The following is a 22,060-nucleotide window of genomic DNA, read 5'->3' on the forward strand; positions in this document are numbered from 1 at the left end:
TAGCCACCCTTTGCCTACTGCGGTAGCATTGGTGGTATGAAGATCAGTGTGAGCTTGCCGCAGGAGGATGTCGCCTTCGTCGACGAGTACGCCATGAAGACCGACGCGGATTCCCGGTCCGCCGTGATACACGCCGCCATCGAACTGCTGCGTGTCGCCGGACTCGAGGCGGAGTACACGGAGGCGTTCGAGGAGTGGGACGCGAGCGAGGACGCCGCTCTCTGGGACCGTACGGTGGGGGACGGAATCGCCGATGCGTAGAGGCGATATCCACCTGGTCGATCTGGAGCCGGCCAGGGGCAGCGAGGCCAACAAGGTCAGACCGGCTGTGATCGTGTCCAACAACGCGGCCAACCAGTCCGCGGAGCTCAGCGGCCGAGGTGTGATCACCGTGGTGCCGGTGACGTCGAACATCGCGCGTGTGCTCACGTTCCAGGTCCTCCTCAGGGCTGACGAGAGCCGTCTGCTGAAGGACTCGAAGGTCCAGTGCGAGCAGGTCCGGGCAGTCTCTCCGGACCGTGTCCTGAAGCGGATCGGCACCGTCCCGCGTCCGCGCATGGCCGAGATCGATGCCGCCCTGCGACGGCACCTCGCCCTCTGACACATGCGGACGCCGGTGCCCGCACACGCTCTCCGGCGCATGCGAAAGGGCGGCCACCGAGCACCGGTGGCCGCCCTTTCACGTGCTTACGGGCGTCAGCCGTTCAGCTCGGCAGCGACCAGTTCCGCGATCTGCACGGCGTTCAGCGCCGCGCCCTTGCGCAGGTTGTCGCCGGAGACGAAGAGCGCCAGACCGTTCTCGACGGTCTCGTCGGCCCGGATGCGGCCCACGTACGACACGTCCTGGCCGGCCGCCTGGAGCGGGGTGGGGATCTCCGAGAGCTCGACGCCCTCGGCACCCTTGAGCAGCTCGTAGGCGCGCTCCACGCCGATCGGGCGGGCGAAGCGGGCATTGATCTGGAGCGAGTGGCCGGTGAAGACCGGGACCCGGACGCAGGTGCCGGACACCTTGAGCTCCGGGATCTCCAGGATCTTGCGGGACTCGTTGCGGAGCTTCTGCTCCTCGTCGGTCTCGAAGGAGCCGTCGTCGACGATCGAACCGGCCAGCGGCAGCACGTTGAAGGCGATGGGCCGCTTGTAGACGGCCGGCTCGGGGAACTCGACGGCGCCCCCGTCGTGGGTGAGCTTGTCGGCGTCGGCGACCACCTTGGACGCCTGTCCGTGCAGCTCGGAGACGCCGGCCAGACCGGAGCCGGAGACCGCCTGGTAGCTGGTGACGACCAGCGCGTCGAGACCGGCCTCGTCGTGCAGCGGGCGCAGCACGGGCATCGCGGCCATCGTCGTGCAGTTCGGGTTCGCGATGATGCCCTTGGGGCGGTTCTTGATCGCGTGCGCGTTGACCTCGGAGACGACGAGCGGGACCTCGGGGTCCTTGCGCCATGCGGAGGAGTTGTCGATCACCACGGCGCCCTGGGCGGCGACCTTCTCGGCGAGCGCCTTGGAGGTGGCCCCGCCGGCCGAGAACAGCACGATGTCGAGACCCGTGTAGTCCGCGGTGGAGGCGTCCTCGACGGTGATCTCCTGGCCCTGCCACTCGATCGTGGAGCCTGCGGAGCGGGCGGAGGCGAAGAGCCGCAGCTGGTCGGTCGGGAATTTCCGCTCGGCCAGGATCCTGCGCATGACTGTGCCGACCTGACCGGTGGCGCCGACGATTCCGACCTTCACAGGGACTCCTTCAAACGTACGAACTGGCACGGTTGCCGCTCCATGATGCGTATGTCCACGGCTTCCTTGTCCAATCCATTGTCCGGCAGACGGACAGTGTCCCGGCGCGGGCCGGGCAGAGCAGTGGGGCGGGCGCTCCACAGAGCGCCCGCCCCACTGTCGTCACCTACGACGCAACCGGGTCGTTACGGCGTGACCTTCTCGATCACGACGCTGCCGGTGCCCGCCGCGGTGCCGCGGCTGTTCACCAGCTGCACCTCGCCGAAGAACTGGCGTCCCTCGGGAGCCGCACCGCCGACCACGACGTCCGCGCCGACCTGCGCCGAAGCGCCGCTGGCCAGGTTCACGGCCTTCGACTCGTCGACCTTGAGCGTGCCGAGCGACGGGGAGTAGTACACGTCGCGGTAGTCGTACGTGGTGGTCCCGGCCGGAACCGAGTAGCCGTCCACGACGATCGTGTACGTACCGGCGGCGGGGTCGGCCAGGCTGACCGACTCCTCCGCACCCGCGCTCGTGGAGGAACCGACCTGGTTGCCGGCCGCGTCGAGCACGTACAGGTCGATGTCGGCGTTGGCGTCCGAGGTGCCGCCGATGGCGACGTCCAGCTTCTCGACGCCCTCACCGATGGTGACCGTGGTGACCTGCTGGTCACCCGTCTTGATCGACGGGGTGGCAACCTTGGCCGAGCCCAGCGAGCCGCCCTTGAGCTTGCCCTCCAGGTCGCCCGCGGAGTTGGTGACGGTCCAGTTCACCGCGGTCGGCGTGCCGATCTTCGCCTCGGGCAGCGTCTGCACGGCCGGGTCGAAGGACGCGCCGAGCAGGCTGACATCCAGCTTGAAGGGGTTGTCCAGCAGCGGCGACGTACGCCGTGACTCGACCTCGATCTCCCAGACACCGGGGGCCGGGTCGGTGTACGAGCGCACGTCCGGGCGGCAGGTGTTGGTCGGGTTGTCGTAGTTCGGGTAGCAGAACGGCGTACCGCTGTCCTCCATCTGCACCCCGTACGGGTGGATGGAGATGAAGCGGGTCTGGCTGCCCGAGCGCAGTGCGCTCATCGCGACCTCAAGGGTCTTGGCGCCCTCCGGCACGTTCACGAAGTACGACGTGGTGCTGTTGCGCTGCACCGAGCCGGACGCGGTGAACGCGTAGGCGGGCTTCACCAGGTCCTTGGCGACGACGACCGTGGCGAGGATCTGCTGGTCCACACCGGAGGTCTTCGCGTCGTCGACCTGCAGGATCGCGCTGTGCACGCCCGCGCTGCCCGGCTTCGCCTGGACCTTGACGGTCACGGGCTTGCCCAGCGGCAGCGAGACGGTGCTGCTGCCGGTCAGGGCGAAGGTGCCGTCGTTGTTCTTCCAGGACAGCTTGTGCGCGACGGCCTTGTCCGGGCCCGTGGTGCGGGTGACCGTGACGTCGTACGACTTCTTCTGGCCGGCCTTCAGGCCGCCCTCGCGGTCGTACAGGCCGGTACCGAAGCCGGGGGTCTTCAGCGCGAAGTCGATCGCCGTGTCGACCGGGGCCTTCACGGAGTACTCGTGCGCCGGGGAACCCTGCTTCTCGATCTGCTTCCAGGCGCCCACGATGTTGATCAGGCCGGAACCCTGGGCGTGCGCGGGCACTCCCTGGATGTGGGTCGCGGTGCTGGTCAGCGCGGTACGCAGGTCGGCCGGGGGCAGCTCGATGTGCTTCTGCTTCGCGGCGGACAGCAGCAGCGCGGTCGCACCGGCGGCCTGCGGCGAGGACATCGAGGTGCCCTGCAGCATGGAGTAACCGGCCGGAAGCGAGTAGCCCGCCTCCTTGACCGGGCCGCCGGGCAGCCAGGTCTGGGTGGTGTTGATGGAGGCGCCGGGCGCGGTCAGGATCGGCGCGAAGCCGCCGTCCTCACGCGGACCACGGGACGAGAACGGCAGCATGTCGTACTTCTTGGTGACATTGGAGCCGTAGTTGGCGGCCCAGGTCTCCTTGGAGATGGACGCGCCGACGGAGATGACGTGATCGGCGAGGCCGGGGTCACCGATGGTGTTCACACCCGGGCCGTCGTTGCCGGCCGAGATGACCAGCTGGACGCCGTAGGTGTCGATGAGCCGCTTGTAAAGCGCCGCGCGGGCGTTGTTGCCGTCGTTGAGCGGCGGCAGGCCACCGATCGACATGTTGACGACATCGACACCGCGGTTCACGACGAGGTCGATCATGCCTTCCATGAGCGCGATGTTGGTGCAGCCGCCGGACCAGGTGCAGGCGCGCGAGGAGACGATCTTCGCGCCGGGCGCGGCGCCGTTCATCTTGCCGCCGAAGAGCCCGTTGGCGGAGGTGATGCCGGCGACGTGGGTGCCGTGCTCGCTCTCGATGACACCGATGTTGACGTAGTCGGCCTTGTCGCCGGCCGCGTTGTACTCGACGTTCTTGCGCGTCTCGACGACGAACGGGATGCGCTCGACGACCTGGGTCCGCGGGTCGTCCGTGCCGAAGTAGGAGACCTGGTGCTTCTCCTTGTACGGCTTCAGGACCGCGTCGTTCGAGAAGTCGGCGTCGTTGTTCAGGTCGACGCGCGTGGTACCGGTGACCGGGTCGTAGAGCACGGCCCAGGTGTCGGTGGTGTCGCCGTCCCGGTTCAGGTCCCCGGCCATGTCACCACCCTTGGTGGCGGCCTCGGAGAAGAGCTGGATCTTGTACGAGCCCTCGGGCGCCGAGTAGGTGCGGCCACCGATCGTGAAGACGGGGCCGGTCACCGAGGCGGTCATCCGCAGCCAGGTGCCGTCGCCGTCGTCGACCGGGTCGGTGGCTGTCACCCAGTCGACGATCTTGCGCTCGCCGGTGGTGGTCTTCTGGAGCGCCGGGTGACCGAGGTCGACACCCGAGTCCAGGATGCCGATGGTCACGCCGCGGCCGTCGGCCTTCGGGTGCTGCTGGACGAAGTCGACCGCGCCCGTCTCGAAGGACGGGTTGTACGGGTTCTTCGCCGGCGTCTTCTTGCCGGGCGCCGGGTAGGTGCCCGTGGCCTGCGTCTTCGCCCCGGCGGCCCGGTCGCCCGCAGGCGTCGGGTCGTCGAGCATGATCTCCTGCTTGAGATCGATGCCGTGGACGGACGTCAGCTTCGAGGCCGCCTTGATGGTCGCCTCGGCGGTCGCGGTCGGGACGGTCGCGCGTACGTAGCCGAGCTTGTCGTACGTACGCCCCAGCACGGACCCCTTCACGGCGTCCAGCTGCTCGGCGACCTGCTCGGTCGCACCGGGCGTGGTGGCGACCATCATGGTGACGTTCTTCTCGCCCTTGGCCTTCGCCTTGGTCAGGACGTCGGCGTCGGCCGCACCGAGCTTGTCGCTCGTGGCGGTGGCCTTCACGGGGGTGTCGGCCGGGTCGTCGGCGGCGAAGACCGGGGTCACGCCGGAGGCGGCCAGTGCGGCCACCAGACCGGCAGCGGCCGCGACTCGGGCCACGCGTCTCGCCCCGGATATGGAGCTGGGGGATTCGGAGGTCATCAGCATCCCTGTATGTGAAAGAGAAAGTCCGGAATTCGGTTCCGGATGACCGCTCAGCCTTTCGTAAACGACCTGCGTTTGTGGAGGGTTGAGGGAGGCGAGATGCGGTCATGGCGTACTTCCGCCACTGGGGCTGATGCGTCATGAGGGACGAATGGGTCGATAACTGCCCCTTCACCGGGGCAGGATGACCACATACGCGGCAGGTTCGCGGTCGGCCGCCGCCATCAGGGCGGTACGCACCACGGTCGCCTGCTGGTCCGCCGCGATACGTAGCTTCCTCGGCGCGACGTGGACGACGGTGACCCCGAGCCGTTCCAGATGCTCCCGCTCGGCGGCGCAGCCGGACCACTCGGCGTCGTGCCCCTCCAGGCGTCGGTCGCCGTCGAGCGTGCTGTGCAGGGGCGCCCGGCTGTCGAGTTCGACAGCGACGGCCTGGTCGGGCCAGTAGGCGTCCACCCCGCCGAGGTGCGGGCCGCCGGGCAGCCGCAGGTCCACGTTCCAGAGCGGCTCCGGCAGGTCGTAGGTCCGCACCATGTCGTACAGCCGGCTCTCCGCCAGCGCCCGCCCATCGGCCAGCAGCGAGTCGACGGCGTTCACGATGTGGGGCCGGTCCAGCAACTTGCTGCGGCTCAGCTCACGTACGACCGCGGCGGGTTCGCAGTGTCCGCCGCGGACCGCCTCGGTGAGCAGCAGCCGTACGGCGCCGGTGTCCCCGAGGCCGGTGACCGCATCCGCGAGTGCCCGTGCCACGGGGGCCACCGGCAGGCCGGCGAGCTGCTCGGGGCGGGGCAGCTCGGTCGTCCGCACCACGTGCACGTACCGGACGGACCGCAGCCGCCGGGTGCGCGGCACCAGCACGTCGATCCGGTCGAGCGAACTCATCGGCGGTACGAGAGAGAAGCCGTGGAGCGCGAGCGCGGCCGGGCCGGTGACCATGGCCTCGCCGTACCCGGTCGACCGCGCCGTGCCGCCCTGCGCGGGGACGGCGCGCCGCCGCCCGACGTACAGCAGGGCGGACCGCAGCCGCTCCTCGCCGGTGGGCGGCCCCGGGTGCAGTACATACACGCCGGGCAACGGCTGCTGCCACGGACCACCGGCCCGGCACTGCGCGGCAGCCCGCGCGGGAGACACGCCGAGTGTCTTCAACTGCTCGACGGACAGCACGCGTTGCCGTTCGCCGACGGGGAGGCGGAAGTGACAGGGGGAGAGAGGGGTGTTCTGGGTCATGCTCCGGGGTATGCCGCAGGCCGCGGTGCGGCTAACCCCTGTTACACGCCCGTCGACAATTCAGGACAACGCCGTCCTAAAGTACGGACGTTCGACAACCGAAAAGGGTGATCCCGCCGGGGATTGTGCGTCCCGTCAGCCCATGCGGGCCGCTCCGGTCCGCCTCGGCCGATTCCGCCGGCCCCGGCCCCGGACGGGCCGAAGATCAAGCCCGTCCGGGGATTGAGGGCAACGCTGCCGTGCTCGCCCCGGGGCGCCCCGTCAGAGGCCGGCCCCCGCCCCCGCGTCACACGCCTGCGCCCGCAGCGCCCGTGCCAGATCGTCCCGTGCCTCCAGCACCAGTCGACGCAAGGCCGGCGCCGCATCCGCATGCGCCTCCAGCCAGGCGTCCGTCGCGGCCAGCGTCGCCGGGTCGTCCTGCAGCGCCGGGAACAGCCCCTTCACCACGGACATCCCGATCTGGATCGACCGCTCGGCCCAGACCCGTTCGATCGCATCGAAGTACCGGGCTGCGTACGGCGCCAGCAACTCCCGCTGCGACGACTGCCCGAACCCCGCGATCGTCGCCTCCACCAGCGCGTTGGACAGCGCGTCCGACTCCACCACGGCCGCCCACGCCTGCGCCTTGACCGCAGCCGACGGCCGCGAGGCGAGGCACCGCACCTGGTGCCGCTTGCCGGACGCCGTGTCGTCCCGGGCCAGTTCGGCATTGATCACCGACTCGTCGGCGACCCCGTGCGCGGCCAGCGCGGACAGGAACGCCCACCGCAGCTCCTGGTCGACCTCCAGCCCGTCGATCCGCGCGGACTCCCCCAGCAGCGAGGACAGCAGCTGGAAGTCCGCGTCCGAGTCCGCGACCGTCGCGAAGAACCGCGCCCATGCCAGCTGGTGCTCGCTCCCCGGCTCGGCGATCCGCAGCTCCCGCAGCGCACCCTCGGCCAGCGCCCGCCCGCCCTCCTCACGCCACCCGGGGGCGGCGTAGTGGACGAGCGCCGTCCGGGTCCAGGCGTGCAGCATCTGCAGGACGCCGATGTCGGACTCCTGGCCGGAGAAGGCCAGCACGAGCGAGATGAAGTCCTGGGCCGGCATCAGCCCGTCCCGCGTCAGATTCCACAGCGCGGACCAGCACAGCGCCCGCGCCAGCGGGTCGGTGATGTCCCCGAGGTGCGCGCGCAGGGTGGCGAGGGACGCCTCGTCGAAGCGGACCTTGCAGTACGTGAGGTCGTCGTCGTTGACGAGGATCAGCTCGGGCCGCTCCAGACCGGCCAGCGCGGCGACCACCGTGCGCGGCCCCGCCACATCCACCTCGGCGCGGGCGTACCGCACCAGGTCGCCGCGGGTCGTGCGGCGGTACAGACCGACCGCGACCCGGTGCGGCCGCAGCTCGGGGTGCGAATCGGCGGCCTCCTGGAGCACCGCCAGCTCGGTGATCCGGTCCGCCGCGCCGTACGTCACCACCGGCGTCAGCGAGTTGACGCCGGCCGTCTGCAGCCACGACCGCGACCAGGTGACCATGTCCCGCCCGGATGTCTCGGCCAGCACCGACAGCAGGTCGCCCAGCTGCGTGTTGCCGTACGCATGCTTCTTGAAGTAGCGCCGGGCACCCTCCAGGAACGCGTCCCGCCCCGCGTACGCCACCAGCTGCTTCAGCACCGACGCACCCTTGGCGTACGTGATGCCGTCGAAGTTCAGCTTGGCGTCCTCCAGGTCACGGATGTCGGCCGTGATCGGGTGTGTGGACGGCAGCTGGTCGGCACGGTACGCCCAGGACTTGCGATTGTTGGCGAAGGTGATCCAGCCGTCCTTGAAGCGGGTCGACTCCACCATGGCGAAGACGCCCATGAAGTCGGCGAACGACTCCTTCAGCCACAGGTCGTCCCACCACTGCATGGTGACGAGGTCGCCGAACCACATGTGCGCCATCTCGTGCAGGATGACGTTGGCGCGGCTCTCGTACGACGCCTGCGTCACCTTGCCGCGGAAGATGTACTCCTCACGGAACGTGACACAGCCCGGGTTCTCCATCGCGCCGAGGTTGTACTCGGGCACGAACGCCTGGTCGTACTTCCCGAACGGGTACGGGTAGTCGAAGTTGTCGTGGAAGAAGTCCAGGCCCTGCTTGGTGACGAGGAAGATGTCGTCCGCGTCGAAGTGCCGGGCGAGCCCCTTGCGGCAGAGCGCGCCGAGCGGGATGTCCAGCGTCGTGCCGTCGTCGAAGGTACGGCTGTACGAGTCGGTCACATAGTGGTACGGACCGGCGACGACCGCCGTGATGTACGTCGAGATCGGCTTCGTCTCGGCGAACCGCCAGACCCCGCCGTCACGGGACTCCTCGGCCCCGTTGCTCCAGACCGTCCACCCCTCGGGCGCCGTCACCTCGAAGCGGAAGGGAGCCTTCAGGTCGGGCTGCTCGAAGTTCGCGAAGACGCGCCGCGCGTCGGCCGGCTCGTACTGCGTGTAGAGGTAGACCTCGCCGTCCTCCGGGTCGACGAACCGGTGCATGCCTTCGCCGGTCCGGCTGTACGCGCACTGCGCGTCGACCACCAGGACGTTCTCGCCCTCCGGCAGACCGTCCAGCGCCACCCGCGTCCCGTCGAAGACGACGGCGGGGTCGAGCGCCTGCCCGTTCAGGGTCACCGAGGTCACGCTCGGCGCCAGCAGATCCGCGAACGTCGACGCCCCCGCCCGCGCGGAGCGGAACCGGATCGTGGTCACCGAGCGGAAGGTCCGGGGATCGGCCGGCCGGTCCCCGCCGTCCCCGTCGCCGCCCTCGGGATCACCGATCGCGGACCGCAGGTCGAGCACGACGTCGTATCCGTCGACGGTCAGCAGCTCGGCCCGCTCGTGGGCTTCGTCGCGGGACAGGTTTTGACCGGGCACAGGTGCACTCCTTTGTGTCACGTTCGAACAGTTTGATCCTCCCATGTGCCTCCCGGCCCGGGCGCGCGGGAATGGCAGGGCCGTTCGGCGGTGTTCTCGCGCACAGGTGCGATCGCCTCTTGAGGAGAGACATGTCTGAGAACGCCACGGTGAACGGCAAGACGCCCGCCGATTTCTGGTTCGACCCGCTCTGTCCCTGGGCGTGGATGACCTCCCGCTGGATGCTGGAGGTGGAGAAGGTCCGCGACGTCGAGGTCCGCTGGCATGTGATGAGCCTTGCCGTCCTCAACGAGAACAGGCTCGACGAGCTGCCCGACGAGTACCGCGACATGCTCGAGACCAAGGCCTGGGGCCCGGTCCGCGTCGTCGTCGCCGCCCAGCAGAAGCACGGCGACGACATCGTCGGCCCGCTGTACACCGCGCTCGGCACCCGCTTCCACAACCAGGGCGAGGGCCCCACCCGCGAGGCGATCGTGGCGGCGCTCGAAGACGTCGGTCTGCCGGCCGAGCTGGCGGAGTACGCCGACTCGGACACATATGACGCGGAGCTGCGCGCCTCCCACCAGGAAGGCATCGACAAGGTCGGCCAGGACGTCGGCACGCCGGTCATCGCCGTGCCGGGCTCCGACGGCGAGCAGGTTGCCTTCTTCGGCCCGGTCGTCACCCCTGCCCCGAAGGGCGAGGAGGCGGCGAAGCTGTGGGACGGCACGCTGCTGGTGGCGTCGATCCCCGGCTTCTACGAGATCAAGCGGACCCGGACGCAGGGCCCGATCTTCGACTGACGTACCCACCCGGTGCGGGTTCCGGCCACCGTCGAACCCGCACCGCGATGCGTCACGTGTACAGCTGGGCGGGCTTCGTCAGGCGCCCGCCCAGCCACCCGATGGAGCGTCCGGACGGGGCCGGTCATCGACTCCGTAGGGGCAACAGCCGGGCGGTTCACCGGAGTTCGTGGCGGTCCACCACGCTGTTTTGGTGACCGGTAGCGGATGGCCCTCCGGATTGTGGTGCCCCGCGGCCACGTCGTGGTGCTCGGTCTGGAGGCCGGGGAAGTTCGCCGTGCAGTGGTCTCACCGGAAGGACTCGGCGGCGCGTGCGGCCCAGTCGGCGAAGGTGCGCGGCGCGCGGCCGAGGATCTGCTCGACGTCGGGGCTGACCTTCTGTTCCGCCGCCAGTGGCTCACCGAGGATGCCGAGCGTGCCCTCCACCACCGGCTCGGGCATGAACTGCAGCATCTGCGCGCGGGCCTCCTCGCGGGTCTGCTCGACGAACCGGACCGGAGTGTCCAGTGCGTCGCCGATCGCCTCGGCCCGTTCCCGTTGGGTGACCGGCGCGGGCCCGGTCAGTTCGTACGTACGGCCCGCGTGGCCGGCCTCGCGCAGGACCACGGCCGCGACCTCGGCGACATCCGCCGGGTCGACGGTGGGCAGCCCGACGTCGCCGAAGGGTGCGGCAACTGTGCGCTGCGTACGGATCGACTCGGCCCACGCGAAGGTGTTGGAGTTCAGGCCGCCGGACCGCAGGACCGTCCATGCGAGACCCGGCCGGCGGACGGCCTCCTCGAACGCCCCCGGGTGACGGTAGGCCTCCGGCCGCGTCCCGACCCCCAAAGAGGAGAGCAGGACGACGCGCCGGACCCCGCCGGCCGCTGCGATGTCGAGGATGCCCTGCGGGTCGTCGCCCGCGACGAGCAGGAACAGTGCGTCGGCGCCGTCCAGCGCGGTGCGCAGGCTCTCCGGATCGGCGAGATCGGCCCGCTGGTGCCGTACGCCGTCGGGCAGCTGCGCCGGAGGCCGCCGGGAGACGGCCGTCACCTGCTCACCGGCCGAGGCAAGGATCCGCACGAGTTCCCGTCCGACGTTTCCGGTCGCACCCGTTGCAACGATCATGAGAACCCCATGTGTTAGTTAGTTGACTGACTTAGTTCTGACGATAGCCGGTCGCCCGCCGCACGTCTACAGTTAGTCAGGTGACTCACTCAAAAGGCGTCCGGCAATCACCGGGCAAGAGGGAAAGGCTGGCGGCCGCCGCGGCCCGGGTACTTCACGAGCAAGGCGTCGAACAGACCACGATCGCCGACATCGCACGAGCGGCCGACGTCCCGTTGGGAAACGTCTACTACTACTTCAAGACCAAGGATCAGCTCGTCGAGGCGGCGATCGACGCACATGCGCAGAGCCTGAAGTCGATGATCGGCGTGCTCGACGAGCTTCCCGCGCCCCAGGACCGGCTGAAGGCACTCCTGAACGGCTGGGTCGAGCAGCGCGAGCTCACGGCTCAGTACGGCTGTCCTACCGGGACCATGGCCTCGGAACTCGACAAGCGAGCCGACGGCCTCGACCAGTCGGTCGCCAAGGTCATTCAGGCGCTGCTCGACTGGGTCGAGCAGCAGTTCCGGGCGATGGGCCGCAGTGACTCCCGTGAACTCGCGGTCGCCTTGATCGCCGCCTACCAGGGGATCTCGCTGCTCACCAACACCTTCCGGGACCCCGACCTGATGGCCGCCGAAGGACGTCGGCTGGAACGCTGGATCGACTCGCTCGCCTGACGGGGTTCACGCGTCGAACCGGCTCGTGATCTCGACCGCGTCACCGACGGCCACCACACCCTCGCGGACCACCGCGTTCTTCACGCCGAAGCTGACCTTGTTGCCGTGGTCGGGTTCGCGGCGGTACGTCGCCAGGGTCCGGACCGGCTCCGGGCCCGCCCGGAGGCCGGTCGACTGGTCCACCAGCGGGACGTTGCACCGCATCGCCCTCACGGAGTAGGCCAGTTCGGCCGATCCGATGGTCATCCGGCGTACCCGGTCCTCGAAGTGCGGCTCGTCGGCGCCGGACAGGACGATGTTCGGGCGGAAGCGGTCCATCGGTACGCCGGCCGCGTCGCCGCGGGCCTCGATACGGGCGTTGAGGCCGGCCAGCGACGCGGTGGAGGCGACCAGCACCGCATGGGCATCGGCGAAGGCGACCTTGCCGGGGGTCTCGCCCCAGCCGTCGCGGTCGAAGTCGGGCGCCACCCGTACCAGCCGGGACTTCGCACCGAGCGCGTCCGAGAACCACTCGGCGACCGCGTCCCCCTGGTCGCACGCCTCGCCGAGCGGACGGTCGAACATACTGACCGCGCGGCGCGGGCCGTCCCGGTCGACGTCCAGCTCCAGAGGCTCCAGGTCCGGCACGGAGAGGGCCAGCACGGCGCCGCCGTCCAGGACTTCGGCCTTGATCGCAGCCATCGCGGGGTGTGTCCGCTGACTGCGGAACGCGCCGTCCTCGGCGTCCACCACCATGAACGTACGGTCGTGCACCAGGCCGGTCCGGGTGATCTCCGCCCGGTCGACCGGAACCGCGCCGCAGCCCTTGACGGGGTAGTACGCCAGTCCCTGAACGGTGATGGTCATGACGTCCCCTCCTGGGCAGCCGCTTCGAGCGCGTCGATGCTGCCGGACATGATCGTGCGGATGTGCCGGGTGATGAGCTCGATGGGCCAGTCCCACCAGGCGACGGCGAGGACCGGACTCATGGCGCCCATCATCGCATTCACCCCGAAGGGCACACGTTTCTCCGGGGGCTCGCTCGATGCCGAGGGGGCAATGCCATGACGCCGGCGCAGGATGCGGGGCAGGCGGCGGTTCACCGAACCGGTCGCAGTCGGGCCGGCGCCCGGCGCCACCGCGGTACGGACCGTCGGCGCCAAGGGACGCGACGGGCTGACGGCCACCGCTCGTCAGCGACGGGCCATGGCCCTCGCCGGCAGCGGGCGCCAGCGGGCGGCGACGTCGCGCATGACCAGGACGCTGTCCAGGGTCGCGGTGCCGGGCGGGAAGCGGTCCGGGTCGTCGAAGAAGGTCGACCGCGCGGATCGGACCCGCCCGGCTTCCACCTGCCACGCGTCCGTTTCCAGTTCCATGGCGTCGAGACGGCGGCCTGAAGCCGTTGGGGACAGGCCCCTGGACCCGGCGCGGAAGAAGTCCGATGCCTCCTGGAGATCGGTGAAGAGCTCACTGCCGCGCAGTTCGTCGGTGACCTCGGCCGTGACGTCGACCCGAATCTCGTCGTCCCGGGTGGCGAGGGCGACCCGTACCTCGTCGGGCGTCTCGTGCACCGTGAAGTCGGCGCGGCCGTGTTCACCGGGGAAAATCCGCCCGCCCGCCCAGGAGTTGATCCGTGAGCCCGTGTCGCGGCGTGTGATGTAGACGCCGGTCTCGACGCCGTCCGGGCCGTCCCACTCGACGGAGATGCGGTGCGCGGCATTCTCGCTGCGCAGACCCACCGGCGACGGTGCCCATGCGGGGCGTGCGGATCCCAGGCGCAGGAGGCAGATGCCCGCGACGGCGTGGCCGCGTACCAACTGGGGCCGCAGGCCGGCGGGCAGCAGGCGGGCGGCGGCGTCCGGGGTGACCCGGTAGTTCACCAGGAGACGGCGCTCGATGACGCTGGAGAGTCGGGGCTGGATCATGATGTGCCGCCTTCCTCTTGCGTGGCGGACCGCCACTTGGTGTGGCGCAGGACGATCTGCTCGGGGCAGACGGAGCTCAGGAACCGTCCGATGCTGGTCGCCAGCCGGTCCTCGGCCAGCGAGTAGAGGATGCGGTTGCCGTCGCGGCGCTCGGTGACCAGTCCGGCGCCCTTCAGTACGCCGAGGTGGCGGGAGATGGACGGTGCGCTGATCGCGAACCGGGCCGCGATCTCCCCGGCCGCCAGCTCGCCGCCTCGGAGGTCCTCCAGGATCTGGCGCCTGGTCGGATCGGCGAGGGCGCGGAAGGCGCTCGCCTCGTCATCGGTCGTTGCCATGCCAGATATTTAGCACATGAGCTAATTAGCAAACAAGCTAAGTATCCGGAGATGGGGGAGCCCCCGCGAGTCACGTCCTCGCGGGGGCTCCCCGTTCATCCGCCTGCCGGTGAAGGTTGAGAAGACGATCACGAGGCAGGACGTCCGTGCGTCCTGGTCAGGGGGCGAGCAGCAGAACGTCGGCGCGCTCCTTGGCGGCCGCGTACCTCTTCGCCACGTCCTGCCAGTTGACGACGCGCCACATCGCCTCGATGAAGTCGACCTTCTGGTTCTTGTACTGGAGGTAGAAGGCGTGCTCCCAGGCGTCGAAGACCAGGATCGGGACCGAGCCCTGGCCGACGTTGCCCTGGTGGTCGTAGACCTGCTCGACGATCAGCCTGCCGCTGAGCGGCTCGTACGCCATCACCCCCCAGCCGGAACCCTGTGTGGTGGCCGCGGCCTTCGTCAGCTGGGACTTGAAGCCCGCGTACGAACCGAAGGAGTCGGTGATGGCGTCCGCGAGGTCGCCGACGCCGTCCGCCGCGAGGGGCTCGCCGCCGCCGTCACCGCTCATGTTGTGCCAGTAGATCGAGTGCAGGATGTGGCCGGAGAGATGGAACGCGAGGTTTTTCTGCAGGCCGTTGACGGCTCCCCAGGCCTCCTTGTCGCGCGCTTCTTCCAGCTGCTCCAGGGTGTCGTTGGCACCCTTGACGTAGGCGGCGTGGTGCTTGTCGTGGTGGAGCTCGATGATCTGCGGGTTGATGACCGGTTCGAGCGCCGCGTAGTCGTACGGGAGTTCCGGGAGCGTGTACGTGGCCATGGGGCGAACCCTCCAGCTGCTGTCCTGTTGTTATTGCAACCTCTATGCAAGAGCAGGCTAACAGCAGAAAGGGGGGAGCGTGATCAGCCCTTCGGCTCAGGACCGCGGGCCGCCCCGCGTGATCACTGTCAGTGGCTCACCGTCGGCCTGATGTACGACGACGGGCGGGCGGGGCCGAGGGGGGCATACCGGCGGGCAGGCTCATCGCGGCCGGGGCGGCGGACGGATGCGCGGCGCGGATCGCCTCCGGTGCACTGCCCGTCGGATCGCGGAATTCGCCGCGCGGTGCGACCCCGGTCCTCAAGGGCGTCACGGCGTCGCCGGTCCGGTACCGTACCGATGTTGTTTACAACTACCCTTCCCCGGAGGGGAGTTGACTGCCCGGCGGAGCGTCGGGCAGCTGCGGCGGGGCGCTGACCGCCGCCTTCCCTGGGCAGATCCCGGCGCGACCGGACGCCTCGGCCCGGGACCACGAGCCACCGGCAGCGGGCCACCCGGTCGGAATCCGGCAGGTTCTGCGCCCGTACGCGGCGCGCACTGCCCGCCACACCGCGCCGTACCTCAAGCTGGTGGACGAACCGGAACGGCGGGGCCGGCGGCCCGGGGCGCTCGCCGCCCACGCCCGGGCCCGAACGGAGAGCCGATGACCATCTTCCCCACGACCCTGGTGCTCGCCCGGCACGGACAGACCGTCTGGCACGCCGAGAACCGCTACGCCGGGGTGAGCGACGTCGCGCTCACCGATGAGGGCCGCCGCCAGGCCGAGCAACTGGCGGACTGGGCGGTCCGGCATCCGGTCGACGCGATCTGGACATCGACCGTCTCCCGCGCCATCGAGACCGCCGAACCCGCCTGCCGGGCGCTCGGCCTCGTACCCGGGCGCGAACACGATCTGCGCGAGTGCGACTTCGGGGCGGTGGAGGGGCGCACCCTCGCCGAATTCGCCGCCGAGGACCCGAAATGGGCCGAGGCGTATGTCGCCGACCCGGTGACCCATCCCTTCCCCGGGGCCGAGGACCCGCGCACGGCGGCGGCCCGGGGTACGGCGGCGCTGCGCCGGATCGCACACTTCCATCCGGGGCAGCGGGTACTGGTCGTCGCACACAACACGCTGCTGCGGCTGGTGCTGTGCGAACTGCTGTCGATCCCGCTCGGCGCCTACCGCCGGGTCCTTCCGCAATTGCGCAACGCGGCAGTGAGCGAGGTGCAGCTGGGGGACGAGGGCGGCGCGCTGCTCTCACTCAACGTGCCGTGCGCCCCCGACATCAGTTCTTGACGGCCGCGGCCCGGCGCTGGCGTACGACACCGATGACGGCCAGCACGACGGTCAGCGCACCGGTCGCCAGCAGCTGGTCGCGTGTGTCGGGCTGGCGCAGCATCAGCAGGAAGATGCCGGCCATGGCAGCCAGCGCGATCAGCGTCCCCACCGGGAACAGCCACATCCGCACGACCAGCTTCTCGGGCGCCTCGCGCTCCAGCCGGCGGCGCAGGAGCAGCTGCGACACCGCGATGAAGATCCAGACGACCAGGATCACCGCGCCGATCATGTTGAGCAGCCAGGGGAAGACATCGTCCGGCCGCCAGTAGCTCAGCAGCACGCACAGGAAGCCGAAGACGGACGAGACGAGGACCGCGTTGCGCGGTACGCCGGAGCTGACCCGGCCGAGGCGCTTCGGGCCCTGGTCCCTGGCGACCAGCGAGCAGGCCATCCGCGAAGCGCCGTAGATGTTCGCGTTCATCGCGGAGAGCAGTGCGATCAGGATGACCACGTTCATGATCTCCGCGGCGCCGCTGATGCCCAGGTGGTCGAGGGTCGCGTAGAACGGGCCGACCGTCGCGACCTTCGGGTCGTCCCACGGCACGAGGGTGACGATGACCGCCATCGAACCGACGTAGAACAGCGCGATCCGCCACATCGCCGTACGGACCGCCTTGGCCACGCCCCGCACCGGGTTCTCGGACTCGGCCGCGGCGATGGTGACCGTCTCCAGACCGCCGTACGCGAAGACGGAGGCGAGCAGCCCGATGATGAAGCCGTTGGAGCCGTTCGGCAGGAACCCGCCGTCGCCCCGGAGATTGGCGCCGCCCGGGGCGTCCGTGCCGGGCAGCACCCCGAGGATCGCCAGCACACCCAGCACCAGGAAGAGCGTGATCGCGACGACCTTCAGCGAGGCGAACCAGAACTCGAACTCGCCGAAGTTCTTCACGGCGGCCAGGTTCGTGCCGAGGAAGACCGCCATGAACAGCGCCACCCACGCCCACTCGGGAGTGCCGGGCAGCCAGCCGGTGACGATCTTGGCGGCGCCGATCCCCTCCAGTCCGACGGCGACACAGAGCAGCACCCAGAACGCCCAGCCGGCGGTGAACCCCGCCCACGGCCCGATCGCCCGTTCAGCATGGACGGAGAAGGAGCCGGAGGCCGGATTGGCCGCGGACATCTCGCCGAGCATGCGCATCACGAACATGACCAGCAGCCCGGAGATGGCGTAGGCGATGACGATCGAGGGCCCGGCGGAGGCGATACCGGCTCCGGAACCGACGAACAGCCCGGCACCGATGACACCGCCGAGGGCGATCATCGACAGATGGCGCTGCTTGAGTCCATGGGTGAGGGCGGAGTCGGCCTTGACGGCGGAGACATCGGAGCCGGTCGGGACTGCGGAGACTTCGGAGCCGGCGGTGGGGGGAGACGCGGAGGTCCGAGACATGGACGTGCTCTGTTCGGTAGCTGAGACAGGGACGAAGCCACAGTCTGTGCGTGGCTCCCGCTCACAGGGAACATGTGTCCGCTATACGGGCACCAGGCTCACACAAGGTGAACACCTGGGTACACGCCCCGCGTACACGCCCCGCCACGGATCCGCCGGGTCAGGCCCGTCGCCGGTCCCGCAGTTCCCGCGCCCCCGCGACGAGCAGCACCAGACCCGTCGCCCCCGCCGACCACAGCACCTGCGGGCGCGCCACGTCATCGGTCAGCATCAGCACCAGTACGGCCACGAGTGCGGCCAGCGTCACCCAGGTCAGCCACGGGAAGCACCACATCCGCAGGGTCAGCGCCTCGGGCGCCTCGCGCTCCAGCCGGCGGCGCAGCCGCAGCTGCGACGCGGCGATCAGCCCCCAGACGAACAGCAGCACCGCGCCTACCGAGTTGAGCAGATAGAGGAAGACGGAGTCGGGCCACTTCAGATTGAGCAGTACGGAGACGAAGCCGAAGGCGACCGAGGCGAGGACCGCCCGCCGCGGCACCCCGCCCCCGCCACCGCTCCCCGACACCTTGAGCAGCCCGCGCGGCCCCTCGCCGCGCTCGGCCAGCGAGAAGACCATCCGGGACGCGCCGTAGAGATTGGCGTTCAGCGCGGAGAGCAGCGCCACGAACACCACGATGTTCATGATCTGCCCGGCCGACGGCACCCCGATCGCGTCCAGGACCTTGACGTACGGGCTCAGTCCGGCCTGCTGCGCGGTCCACGGCAGCACCGTGACGATCACCAGCATCGAGCCGACGTAGAAGAAGAGGATCCGCACGACGGCGCTGCGCACCGCACGTCCCACCGCGCGCGCCGGATCGTCGGTCTCGGCCGCAGCGATCGTCACGACCTCCAGGCCGCCGAATGCGAAGACGACGGTCAGCACACCTGAGACGACGCCGCCCCAGCCGTTCGGCAGGAAGCCGCCCTGCCCGGTGAGATTGGTCAGCCCGACCGGATCGGTGTCCGGGAGCAGACCGAAGACGGCGAGCAGCCCGAGCACCAGGAAGATCACGATCGCGGTGACCTTGAGCGCGGCGAACCAGAACTCGAACTCGCCGAAGTTCTTCACCGCGGTCAGATTGGTGACGGTGAACACCACCATGAACGCCAGCACCCACGCCCACTGGTCCACGCCCGGCACCCAGCCGTGGGCGATCTGTGCGGCGGCCGTCGCCTCCACGGCGAGGACGACCACCAGCAGGAACCAGTAGAGCCACCCCACGCTGAACCCGGCCCAGCGGCCGAGCGCCCGCTCGGCATGGACGGAGAAGGCGCCGGAGGCGGGTATCGCGGCAGACATCTCGCCGAGCATCCGCATCACCAGCATCGCGAGCGCGCCGGCGATCAGATACGACACGACGATGCCCGGCCCGGCGACCGCGATCCCGGCGCCCGAACCGACGAAGAGCCCGGCGCCGATCACCCCGCCCAGGCCGAGCATGGTCAGATGGCGCTGCTTCAGCGCGTGCGAGAGCGGTTCCTGCTGCGTGGGGGGAGGGGCGTCGTGCATGGGGTGCGGGTCACTCTCGGATAATTTATGGGGAACCTACAGTCTCACGCCGGGAGACGCGGTCCGCCGGGCGCCCCCTCCAGGCCCCCACCTCAGTGACGAGCATCACGCCGTCACATGATTGCGTGCCGGTCTTTGTGTGAACCCCACTAACCGGCCAACCGCCGCTTTGTGGGCGGCTGATGGTGATCGAGCGTTAACCCGTGGGCTAACGTCAGCCTCAGTCTGTCCCCACCTGCCCTCACCACCGCGGAGTCCCGATGAGCACTGCTGCCGCCCCCGTCCGTACCGGAGCGGTCCTCGCCGACCTGCTGCCCGCCGCCAGGCACCGCTACGCCATCGACACCGCCCTGGTCGTCGGCGGCGCCGCGCTCACCGGCATCGCCGCGCAGATCGCCGTCCCGGTCCCCGGCTCCCCGGTCCCCGTCACCGGCCAGACCTTCGCCGCGCTCCTCGTCGGCACCGCGCTCGGCGCCCGCCGCGGCTTCCTCTCCCTCGCCGTGTACGCGCTCGTCGGCATGGCGGGCATGCCGTGGTTCGCGGGCGGCAGCTCGGGCGCGGGCGGCGCCTCGTTCGGTTACGTCCTCGGCATGCTCCTCGCCGCCACTGTGGTCGGCGCCCTCGCCCGCCGCGGCGGCGACCGCTCCGTGCTGCGCACCGCCGGCACCATGGTGCTCGGCTCCGCGATCATCTACGCGGTCGGTGTCCCGTACCTGGCGCTGTCCACCGGGATGTCGGCAAGCGCCGCGATCGCGGCCGGCCTGGTGCCGTTCCTGCTCGGTGACGCACTGAAGGCGGCGCTGGCGATGGGCGCGCTGCCCGCCGCCTGGAAGCTCGTCGGCCGCCGCGGCTGACGGAGGCTCACGCGCTTTCGTAAGCCCCTCCGAAGAGGCTCGCCGGGTCGCACTGCGACAGCAGACCGGCGAGCCTCTTCAGCGTCCGGGCGTCGTGAAGTGATTCGGTACGGTCCCCGCCGCCGAACGAGAAGACCAGCGACCGGTCCACGGCCGGTGGGAGTGGCTCCAAGGCCCCGGACACCCGCCGTACAGCTCCCGCCGTCACGTCCCTATCGCCGAGCGGCGGCAGCAGCCGCACCGCCGGGGTCCGCAGAGCCGGTCCGCGTCCGGTCCGCTCGGCATGGCGCTGTCCGCGCCCGGGGGCGGACACGACGGCGGCCCGGACCTCGTCGGCATCGGTGACGCCGACGAGGTCCGGGCCGGAGCGTGGAACCTGTCCGGAACCCGGCCAGTTCCTCCGCATGTCCGGGGTCGCCGGGACGGAAGGTGTTCTGGGCGGGCAGCTGGTCGTTCGTGGAGAGGCTCTCCGTTCGCCCGGTGTGCGGCAGGAGAGAGCCTCCCCGGTGTACCTGACATCGACCGTCAGGTGGGGACGGGCTCGATCAGGCGTCGGCGGACGCGTCCGCCGTGACCGCGGCCGTTCCGGCCTTGCGCTGACGGACCTCACGTACCAGCGAGATCGCCACCACGATCGCCGCGACGAGCAGCGAGAGCAGTACCTGCTCACGGCCGCTGTCGTCGGTCAGCATGTAGACCAGCACGAACGAGATCATCGCGATGGTCGCCCAGGTCAGATACGGGAAGAGCCACATCCGCACGACCAGCTTCTCCGGCGACTCGCGCAGGATGATGCCGCGCATCCGCAGCTGGGTGAAGCAGATGACCAGCCAGACGAACAGGGCGACGGCACCGGACGAGTTCAGCAGGAACTGGAAGACGGTGTCCGGCCACTGGTAGTTGAAGAACACGGCGACGAAGCCGAAGACGACGGAGGACAGGATGGCCGCCCGCGGCACGCCCCGCTTGTTCGTCCGGGCGAACGCCTTCGGCGCGTCACCGCGCTCGCCGAGCGAGAACGCCATCCGCGAGGCCGTGTAGAGGCCGGAGTTGAGGCAGGACAGCACGGCCGTCAGCACGATGACGTCCATCACCTGTCCGGCGTGCGGAATGCCGATCGAGTTCAGTGCGGCCACATAGCTGCCGTCCTTGAGGATCGACGCGTCGTTCCACGGCAGCAGCGTCAGCACGATGAAGATCGAGCCCAGGTAGAAGACGGCGATCCGCCAGATCACGCTGTTGGTGGCCTTCTGGACGGCACGCTGCGGGTTCTCCGACTCGCCGGCCGCCAGCGTCACGATCTCGCTGCCCATGAACGAGAAGACGACCATGAGCACACCGGTGAGGATGGCACCCGGCCCGTGGGGGAAGAAGCCGCCGCTGTCGGTGAGATGCGCGAGCCCCGAGCCCGGATTGTCCGAACCGGGCAGCAGTCCGAAGACGGCGAGCAACCCGACGACCACGAACGCGGCGATCGCCACGACCTTGATCCCGGCGAACCAGAACTCGAACTCTCCGTACGAACTGACCGAGACCAGGTTCGTCGCGGTGAGCACCAACATGACGATCAGTGCCCATGCCCACTGCGGGACGGCCGGCACCCAGCCCTCCAGGATCTTGGCACCCGCCGTGGCTTCGACGGCGAGCACCACGACCCAGAAGAACCAGTACAGCCAGCCGATCGAGAAGCCGGCCCAGCGGCCGAGGGCCCGGTCGGCGTAGGCGGAGAAGGAGCCCGAGCTGGGCCGGGCCGCGGCCATCTCGCCGAGCATCCGCATCACGAAGACGACCATGAGGCCGACCAGCGCGTACGAGAGCAGAATGGCCGGTCCCGCGGCGGCGATACCGGCACCGGAACCCACGAAGAGGCCCGCGCCGATCACTCCGCCGATGGCGATCATCGAGAGGTGACGGTTCTTGAGACCGGCCTGGAGCCCGTCCGAGGAGCCCGGCTTGTCCGCCCGGCCCGGCTCGCCGGGCTGATGGCCCGGCCCTGCCAGAGTCGTTTGCGTCATGGATCGAATCCTTACGTTCTGGATCACTCGG

The 22,060-nt window shown here is 69.8% G+C and carries 19 protein-coding genes and 1 pseudogene; 6 read left to right on the forward strand and 14 right to left on the reverse strand.

The genetic code is table 11. The annotated features are described in order from the left end of the window. Positions 1-36: 36 nt before the first annotated feature. Together OHA88_RS29875 and OHA88_RS29880 are read left to right on the forward strand one after the other, a co-directional pair. A complete protein-coding gene (locus OHA88_RS29875) occupies positions 37-261 on the forward strand; it encodes a ribbon-helix-helix domain-containing protein (protein ID WP_030921349.1) in 225 nt (74 codons plus the stop codon). After that, complete coding sequence (locus OHA88_RS29880; protein WP_093774296.1) at positions 254-601, forward strand: type II toxin-antitoxin system PemK/MazF family toxin; 348 nt, start codon at positions 254-256, stop codon at positions 599-601. The genes OHA88_RS29875 and OHA88_RS29880 overlap by 8 nt, the downstream gene beginning before the upstream one ends. Before the next feature lie 95 nt (positions 602-696). On the opposite strand, the gene OHA88_RS29885 is transcribed toward OHA88_RS29880, so the two are convergent. The 4 genes from OHA88_RS29885 to pepN all read right to left on the reverse strand — a co-directional run bounded on the left by OHA88_RS29885 (position 697) and on the right by pepN (position 9,314). Then, the gene (locus tag OHA88_RS29885) at positions 697-1,725 is read right to left on the reverse strand and encodes an aspartate-semialdehyde dehydrogenase (RefSeq protein ID WP_326630335.1); all 1,029 of its coding nucleotides are present in this window, start codon (positions 1,723-1,725) and stop codon (positions 697-699) included. A gap of 185 nt (positions 1,726-1,910) precedes the next feature. Continuing rightward, positions 1,911-5,210 (reverse strand): S8 family serine peptidase, encoded by a 3,300-nt coding sequence (locus OHA88_RS29890; RefSeq protein ID WP_328627796.1) that lies wholly within the window; start codon positions 5,208-5,210, stop codon positions 1,911-1,913. Positions 5,211-5,378: 168 nt separating this feature from the next. Beyond that, the gene (locus OHA88_RS29895; protein WP_328627797.1) at positions 5,379-6,434 is read right to left on the reverse strand and encodes a hypothetical protein; all 1,056 of its coding nucleotides are present in this window, start codon (positions 6,432-6,434) and stop codon (positions 5,379-5,381) included. 261 nt (positions 6,435-6,695) lie between these two features. Continuing rightward, positions 6,696-9,314, reverse strand: a complete 2,619-nt coding sequence (gene pepN, locus OHA88_RS29900; RefSeq protein ID WP_328627798.1) for an aminopeptidase N — start codon at positions 9,312-9,314, stop codon at positions 6,696-6,698. 131 nt (positions 9,315-9,445) lie between these two features. On the opposite strand from pepN, the gene OHA88_RS29905 reads away from it, so the two are divergent. After that, complete coding sequence (locus OHA88_RS29905; protein ID WP_267005167.1) at positions 9,446-10,096, forward strand: mycothiol-dependent nitroreductase Rv2466c family protein; 651 nt, start codon at positions 9,446-9,448, stop codon at positions 10,094-10,096. Between the two features lie 288 nt (positions 10,097-10,384). Here the strand turns inward: OHA88_RS29905 and OHA88_RS29910 are convergent, their stop codons facing one another. Next, entirely contained in the window at positions 10,385-11,203 is an 819-nt protein-coding gene (locus OHA88_RS29910; RefSeq protein ID WP_328627799.1) for an NAD(P)H-binding protein, read from the reverse strand. A gap of 80 nt (positions 11,204-11,283) precedes the next feature. Between OHA88_RS29910 and OHA88_RS29915 the strand changes: the two genes are divergently transcribed. After that, the gene (locus tag OHA88_RS29915; RefSeq protein WP_328627800.1) at positions 11,284-11,862 is read left to right on the forward strand and encodes a TetR/AcrR family transcriptional regulator; all 579 of its coding nucleotides are present in this window, start codon (positions 11,284-11,286) and stop codon (positions 11,860-11,862) included. 6 nt (positions 11,863-11,868) lie between these two features. Here OHA88_RS29915 and OHA88_RS29920 read toward each other — a convergent pair whose 3' ends face one another. The 5 genes and pseudogenes from OHA88_RS29920 to OHA88_RS29940 form a co-directional block, all read right to left on the reverse strand. Beyond that, entirely contained in the window at positions 11,869-12,708 is an 840-nt protein-coding gene (locus tag OHA88_RS29920; protein ID WP_328627801.1) for an MOSC domain-containing protein, read from the reverse strand. Further along, positions 12,705-12,821 (reverse strand): annotated as a pseudogene (locus tag OHA88_RS29925) (antibiotic acetyltransferase); the annotation flags it as partial. The pseudogene OHA88_RS29925 and the gene OHA88_RS29920, both read right to left, overlap by 4 nt. Before the next feature lie 213 nt (positions 12,822-13,034). After that, complete coding sequence (locus OHA88_RS29930) at positions 13,035-13,766, reverse strand: DUF2071 domain-containing protein (RefSeq protein ID WP_328627802.1); 732 nt, start codon at positions 13,764-13,766, stop codon at positions 13,035-13,037. Continuing rightward, positions 13,763-14,101 (reverse strand): metalloregulator ArsR/SmtB family transcription factor, encoded by a 339-nt coding sequence (locus tag OHA88_RS29935; RefSeq protein WP_030970052.1) that lies wholly within the window; start codon positions 14,099-14,101, stop codon positions 13,763-13,765. The genes OHA88_RS29930 and OHA88_RS29935 overlap by 4 nt, the downstream gene beginning before the upstream one ends. Before the next feature lie 157 nt (positions 14,102-14,258). Beyond that, positions 14,259-14,900 carry a superoxide dismutase gene (locus OHA88_RS29940; RefSeq protein WP_328627803.1) on the reverse strand — a complete coding sequence of 214 codons (642 nt, stop codon included), beginning with the start codon at positions 14,898-14,900 and terminating at the stop codon, positions 14,259-14,261. A gap of 643 nt (positions 14,901-15,543) precedes the next feature. Here OHA88_RS29940 and OHA88_RS29945 point away from each other — a divergent pair. Beyond that, complete coding sequence (locus OHA88_RS29945) at positions 15,544-16,176, forward strand: histidine phosphatase family protein (protein WP_328627804.1); 633 nt, start codon at positions 15,544-15,546, stop codon at positions 16,174-16,176. Here the strand turns inward: OHA88_RS29945 and OHA88_RS29950 are convergent. Continuing rightward, positions 16,166-17,608 (reverse strand): amino acid permease, encoded by a 1,443-nt coding sequence (locus tag OHA88_RS29950; RefSeq protein ID WP_328627805.1) that lies wholly within the window; start codon positions 17,606-17,608, stop codon positions 16,166-16,168. The two genes, OHA88_RS29945 and OHA88_RS29950, sit on opposite strands and share 11 nt — an antisense overlap. 160 nt (positions 17,609-17,768) lie before the next feature. Further along, a complete protein-coding gene (locus OHA88_RS29955; protein ID WP_328627806.1) occupies positions 17,769-19,160 on the reverse strand; it encodes an amino acid permease in 1,392 nt (463 codons plus the stop codon). Between the two features lie 260 nt (positions 19,161-19,420). On the opposite strand from OHA88_RS29955, the gene OHA88_RS29960 reads away from it, so the two are divergent. Continuing rightward, positions 19,421-20,014, forward strand: a complete 594-nt coding sequence (locus OHA88_RS29960; RefSeq protein ID WP_267005176.1) for a biotin transporter BioY — start codon at positions 19,421-19,423, stop codon at positions 20,012-20,014. Positions 20,015-20,021: 7 nt separating this feature from the next. Here the strand turns inward: OHA88_RS29960 and OHA88_RS44695 are convergent, their stop codons facing one another. Both OHA88_RS44695 and OHA88_RS29970 read right to left on the reverse strand, forming a co-directional pair. Further along, positions 20,022-20,420 carry a hypothetical protein gene (locus OHA88_RS44695; RefSeq protein WP_443044306.1) on the reverse strand — a complete coding sequence of 133 codons (399 nt, stop codon included), beginning with the start codon at positions 20,418-20,420 and terminating at the stop codon, positions 20,022-20,024. Positions 20,421-20,559: 139 nt separating this feature from the next. Continuing rightward, complete coding sequence (locus OHA88_RS29970) at positions 20,560-22,029, reverse strand: amino acid permease (protein WP_328627807.1); 1,470 nt, start codon at positions 22,027-22,029, stop codon at positions 20,560-20,562. Positions 22,030-22,060: the final 31 nt, after the last annotated feature.

Origin of the sequence: Streptomyces sp. NBC_00353 (assembly GCF_036108815.1) — a bacterium.
In the GTDB taxonomy this organism is placed as follows: domain Bacteria; phylum Actinomycetota; class Actinomycetes; order Streptomycetales; family Streptomycetaceae; genus Streptomyces.

Bases quoted from the DNA above. Each gene is read 5' to 3' on its own strand.
- OHA88_RS29970 (WP_328627807.1), bottom strand. From the start codon at position 22,029: ATGACGCAAACGACTCTGGCAGGGCCGGGCCATCAGCCCGGCGAGCCG.
- OHA88_RS29960 (WP_267005176.1), top strand. From the start codon at position 19,421: ATGAGCACTGCTGCCGCCCCCGTCCGTACCGGAGCGGTCCTCGCCGAC.
- OHA88_RS29875 (WP_030921349.1), top strand. From the start codon at position 37: ATGAAGATCAGTGTGAGCTTGCCGCAGGAGGATGTCGCCTTCGTCGAC.
- OHA88_RS44695 (WP_443044306.1), bottom strand. From the start codon at position 20,420: ATGCGGAGGAACTGGCCGGGTTCCGGACAGGTTCCACGCTCCGGCCCG.
- OHA88_RS29895 (WP_328627797.1), bottom strand. From the start codon at position 6,434: ATGACCCAGAACACCCCTCTCTCCCCCTGTCACTTCCGCCTCCCCGTC.
- OHA88_RS29935 (WP_030970052.1), bottom strand. From the start codon at position 14,101: ATGGCAACGACCGATGACGAGGCGAGCGCCTTCCGCGCCCTCGCCGAT.
- OHA88_RS29945 (WP_328627804.1), top strand. From the start codon at position 15,544: ATGACCATCTTCCCCACGACCCTGGTGCTCGCCCGGCACGGACAGACC.
- OHA88_RS29920 (WP_328627801.1), bottom strand. From the start codon at position 12,708: ATGACCATCACCGTTCAGGGACTGGCGTACTACCCCGTCAAGGGCTGC.
- OHA88_RS29950 (WP_328627805.1), bottom strand. From the start codon at position 17,608: ATGTCTCGGACCTCCGCGTCTCCCCCCACCGCCGGCTCCGAAGTCTCC.
- OHA88_RS29930 (WP_328627802.1), bottom strand. From the start codon at position 13,766: ATGATCCAGCCCCGACTCTCCAGCGTCATCGAGCGCCGTCTCCTGGTG.
- OHA88_RS29890 (WP_328627796.1), bottom strand. From the start codon at position 5,210: ATGCTGATGACCTCCGAATCCCCCAGCTCCATATCCGGGGCGAGACGC.
- OHA88_RS29955 (WP_328627806.1), bottom strand. From the start codon at position 19,160: ATGCACGACGCCCCTCCCCCCACGCAGCAGGAACCGCTCTCGCACGCG.
- OHA88_RS29940 (WP_328627803.1), bottom strand. From the start codon at position 14,900: ATGGCCACGTACACGCTCCCGGAACTCCCGTACGACTACGCGGCGCTC.
- OHA88_RS29905 (WP_267005167.1), top strand. From the start codon at position 9,446: ATGTCTGAGAACGCCACGGTGAACGGCAAGACGCCCGCCGATTTCTGG.
- OHA88_RS29910 (WP_328627799.1), bottom strand. From the start codon at position 11,203: ATGATCGTTGCAACGGGTGCGACCGGAAACGTCGGACGGGAACTCGTG.
- OHA88_RS29880 (WP_093774296.1), top strand. From the start codon at position 254: ATGCGTAGAGGCGATATCCACCTGGTCGATCTGGAGCCGGCCAGGGGC.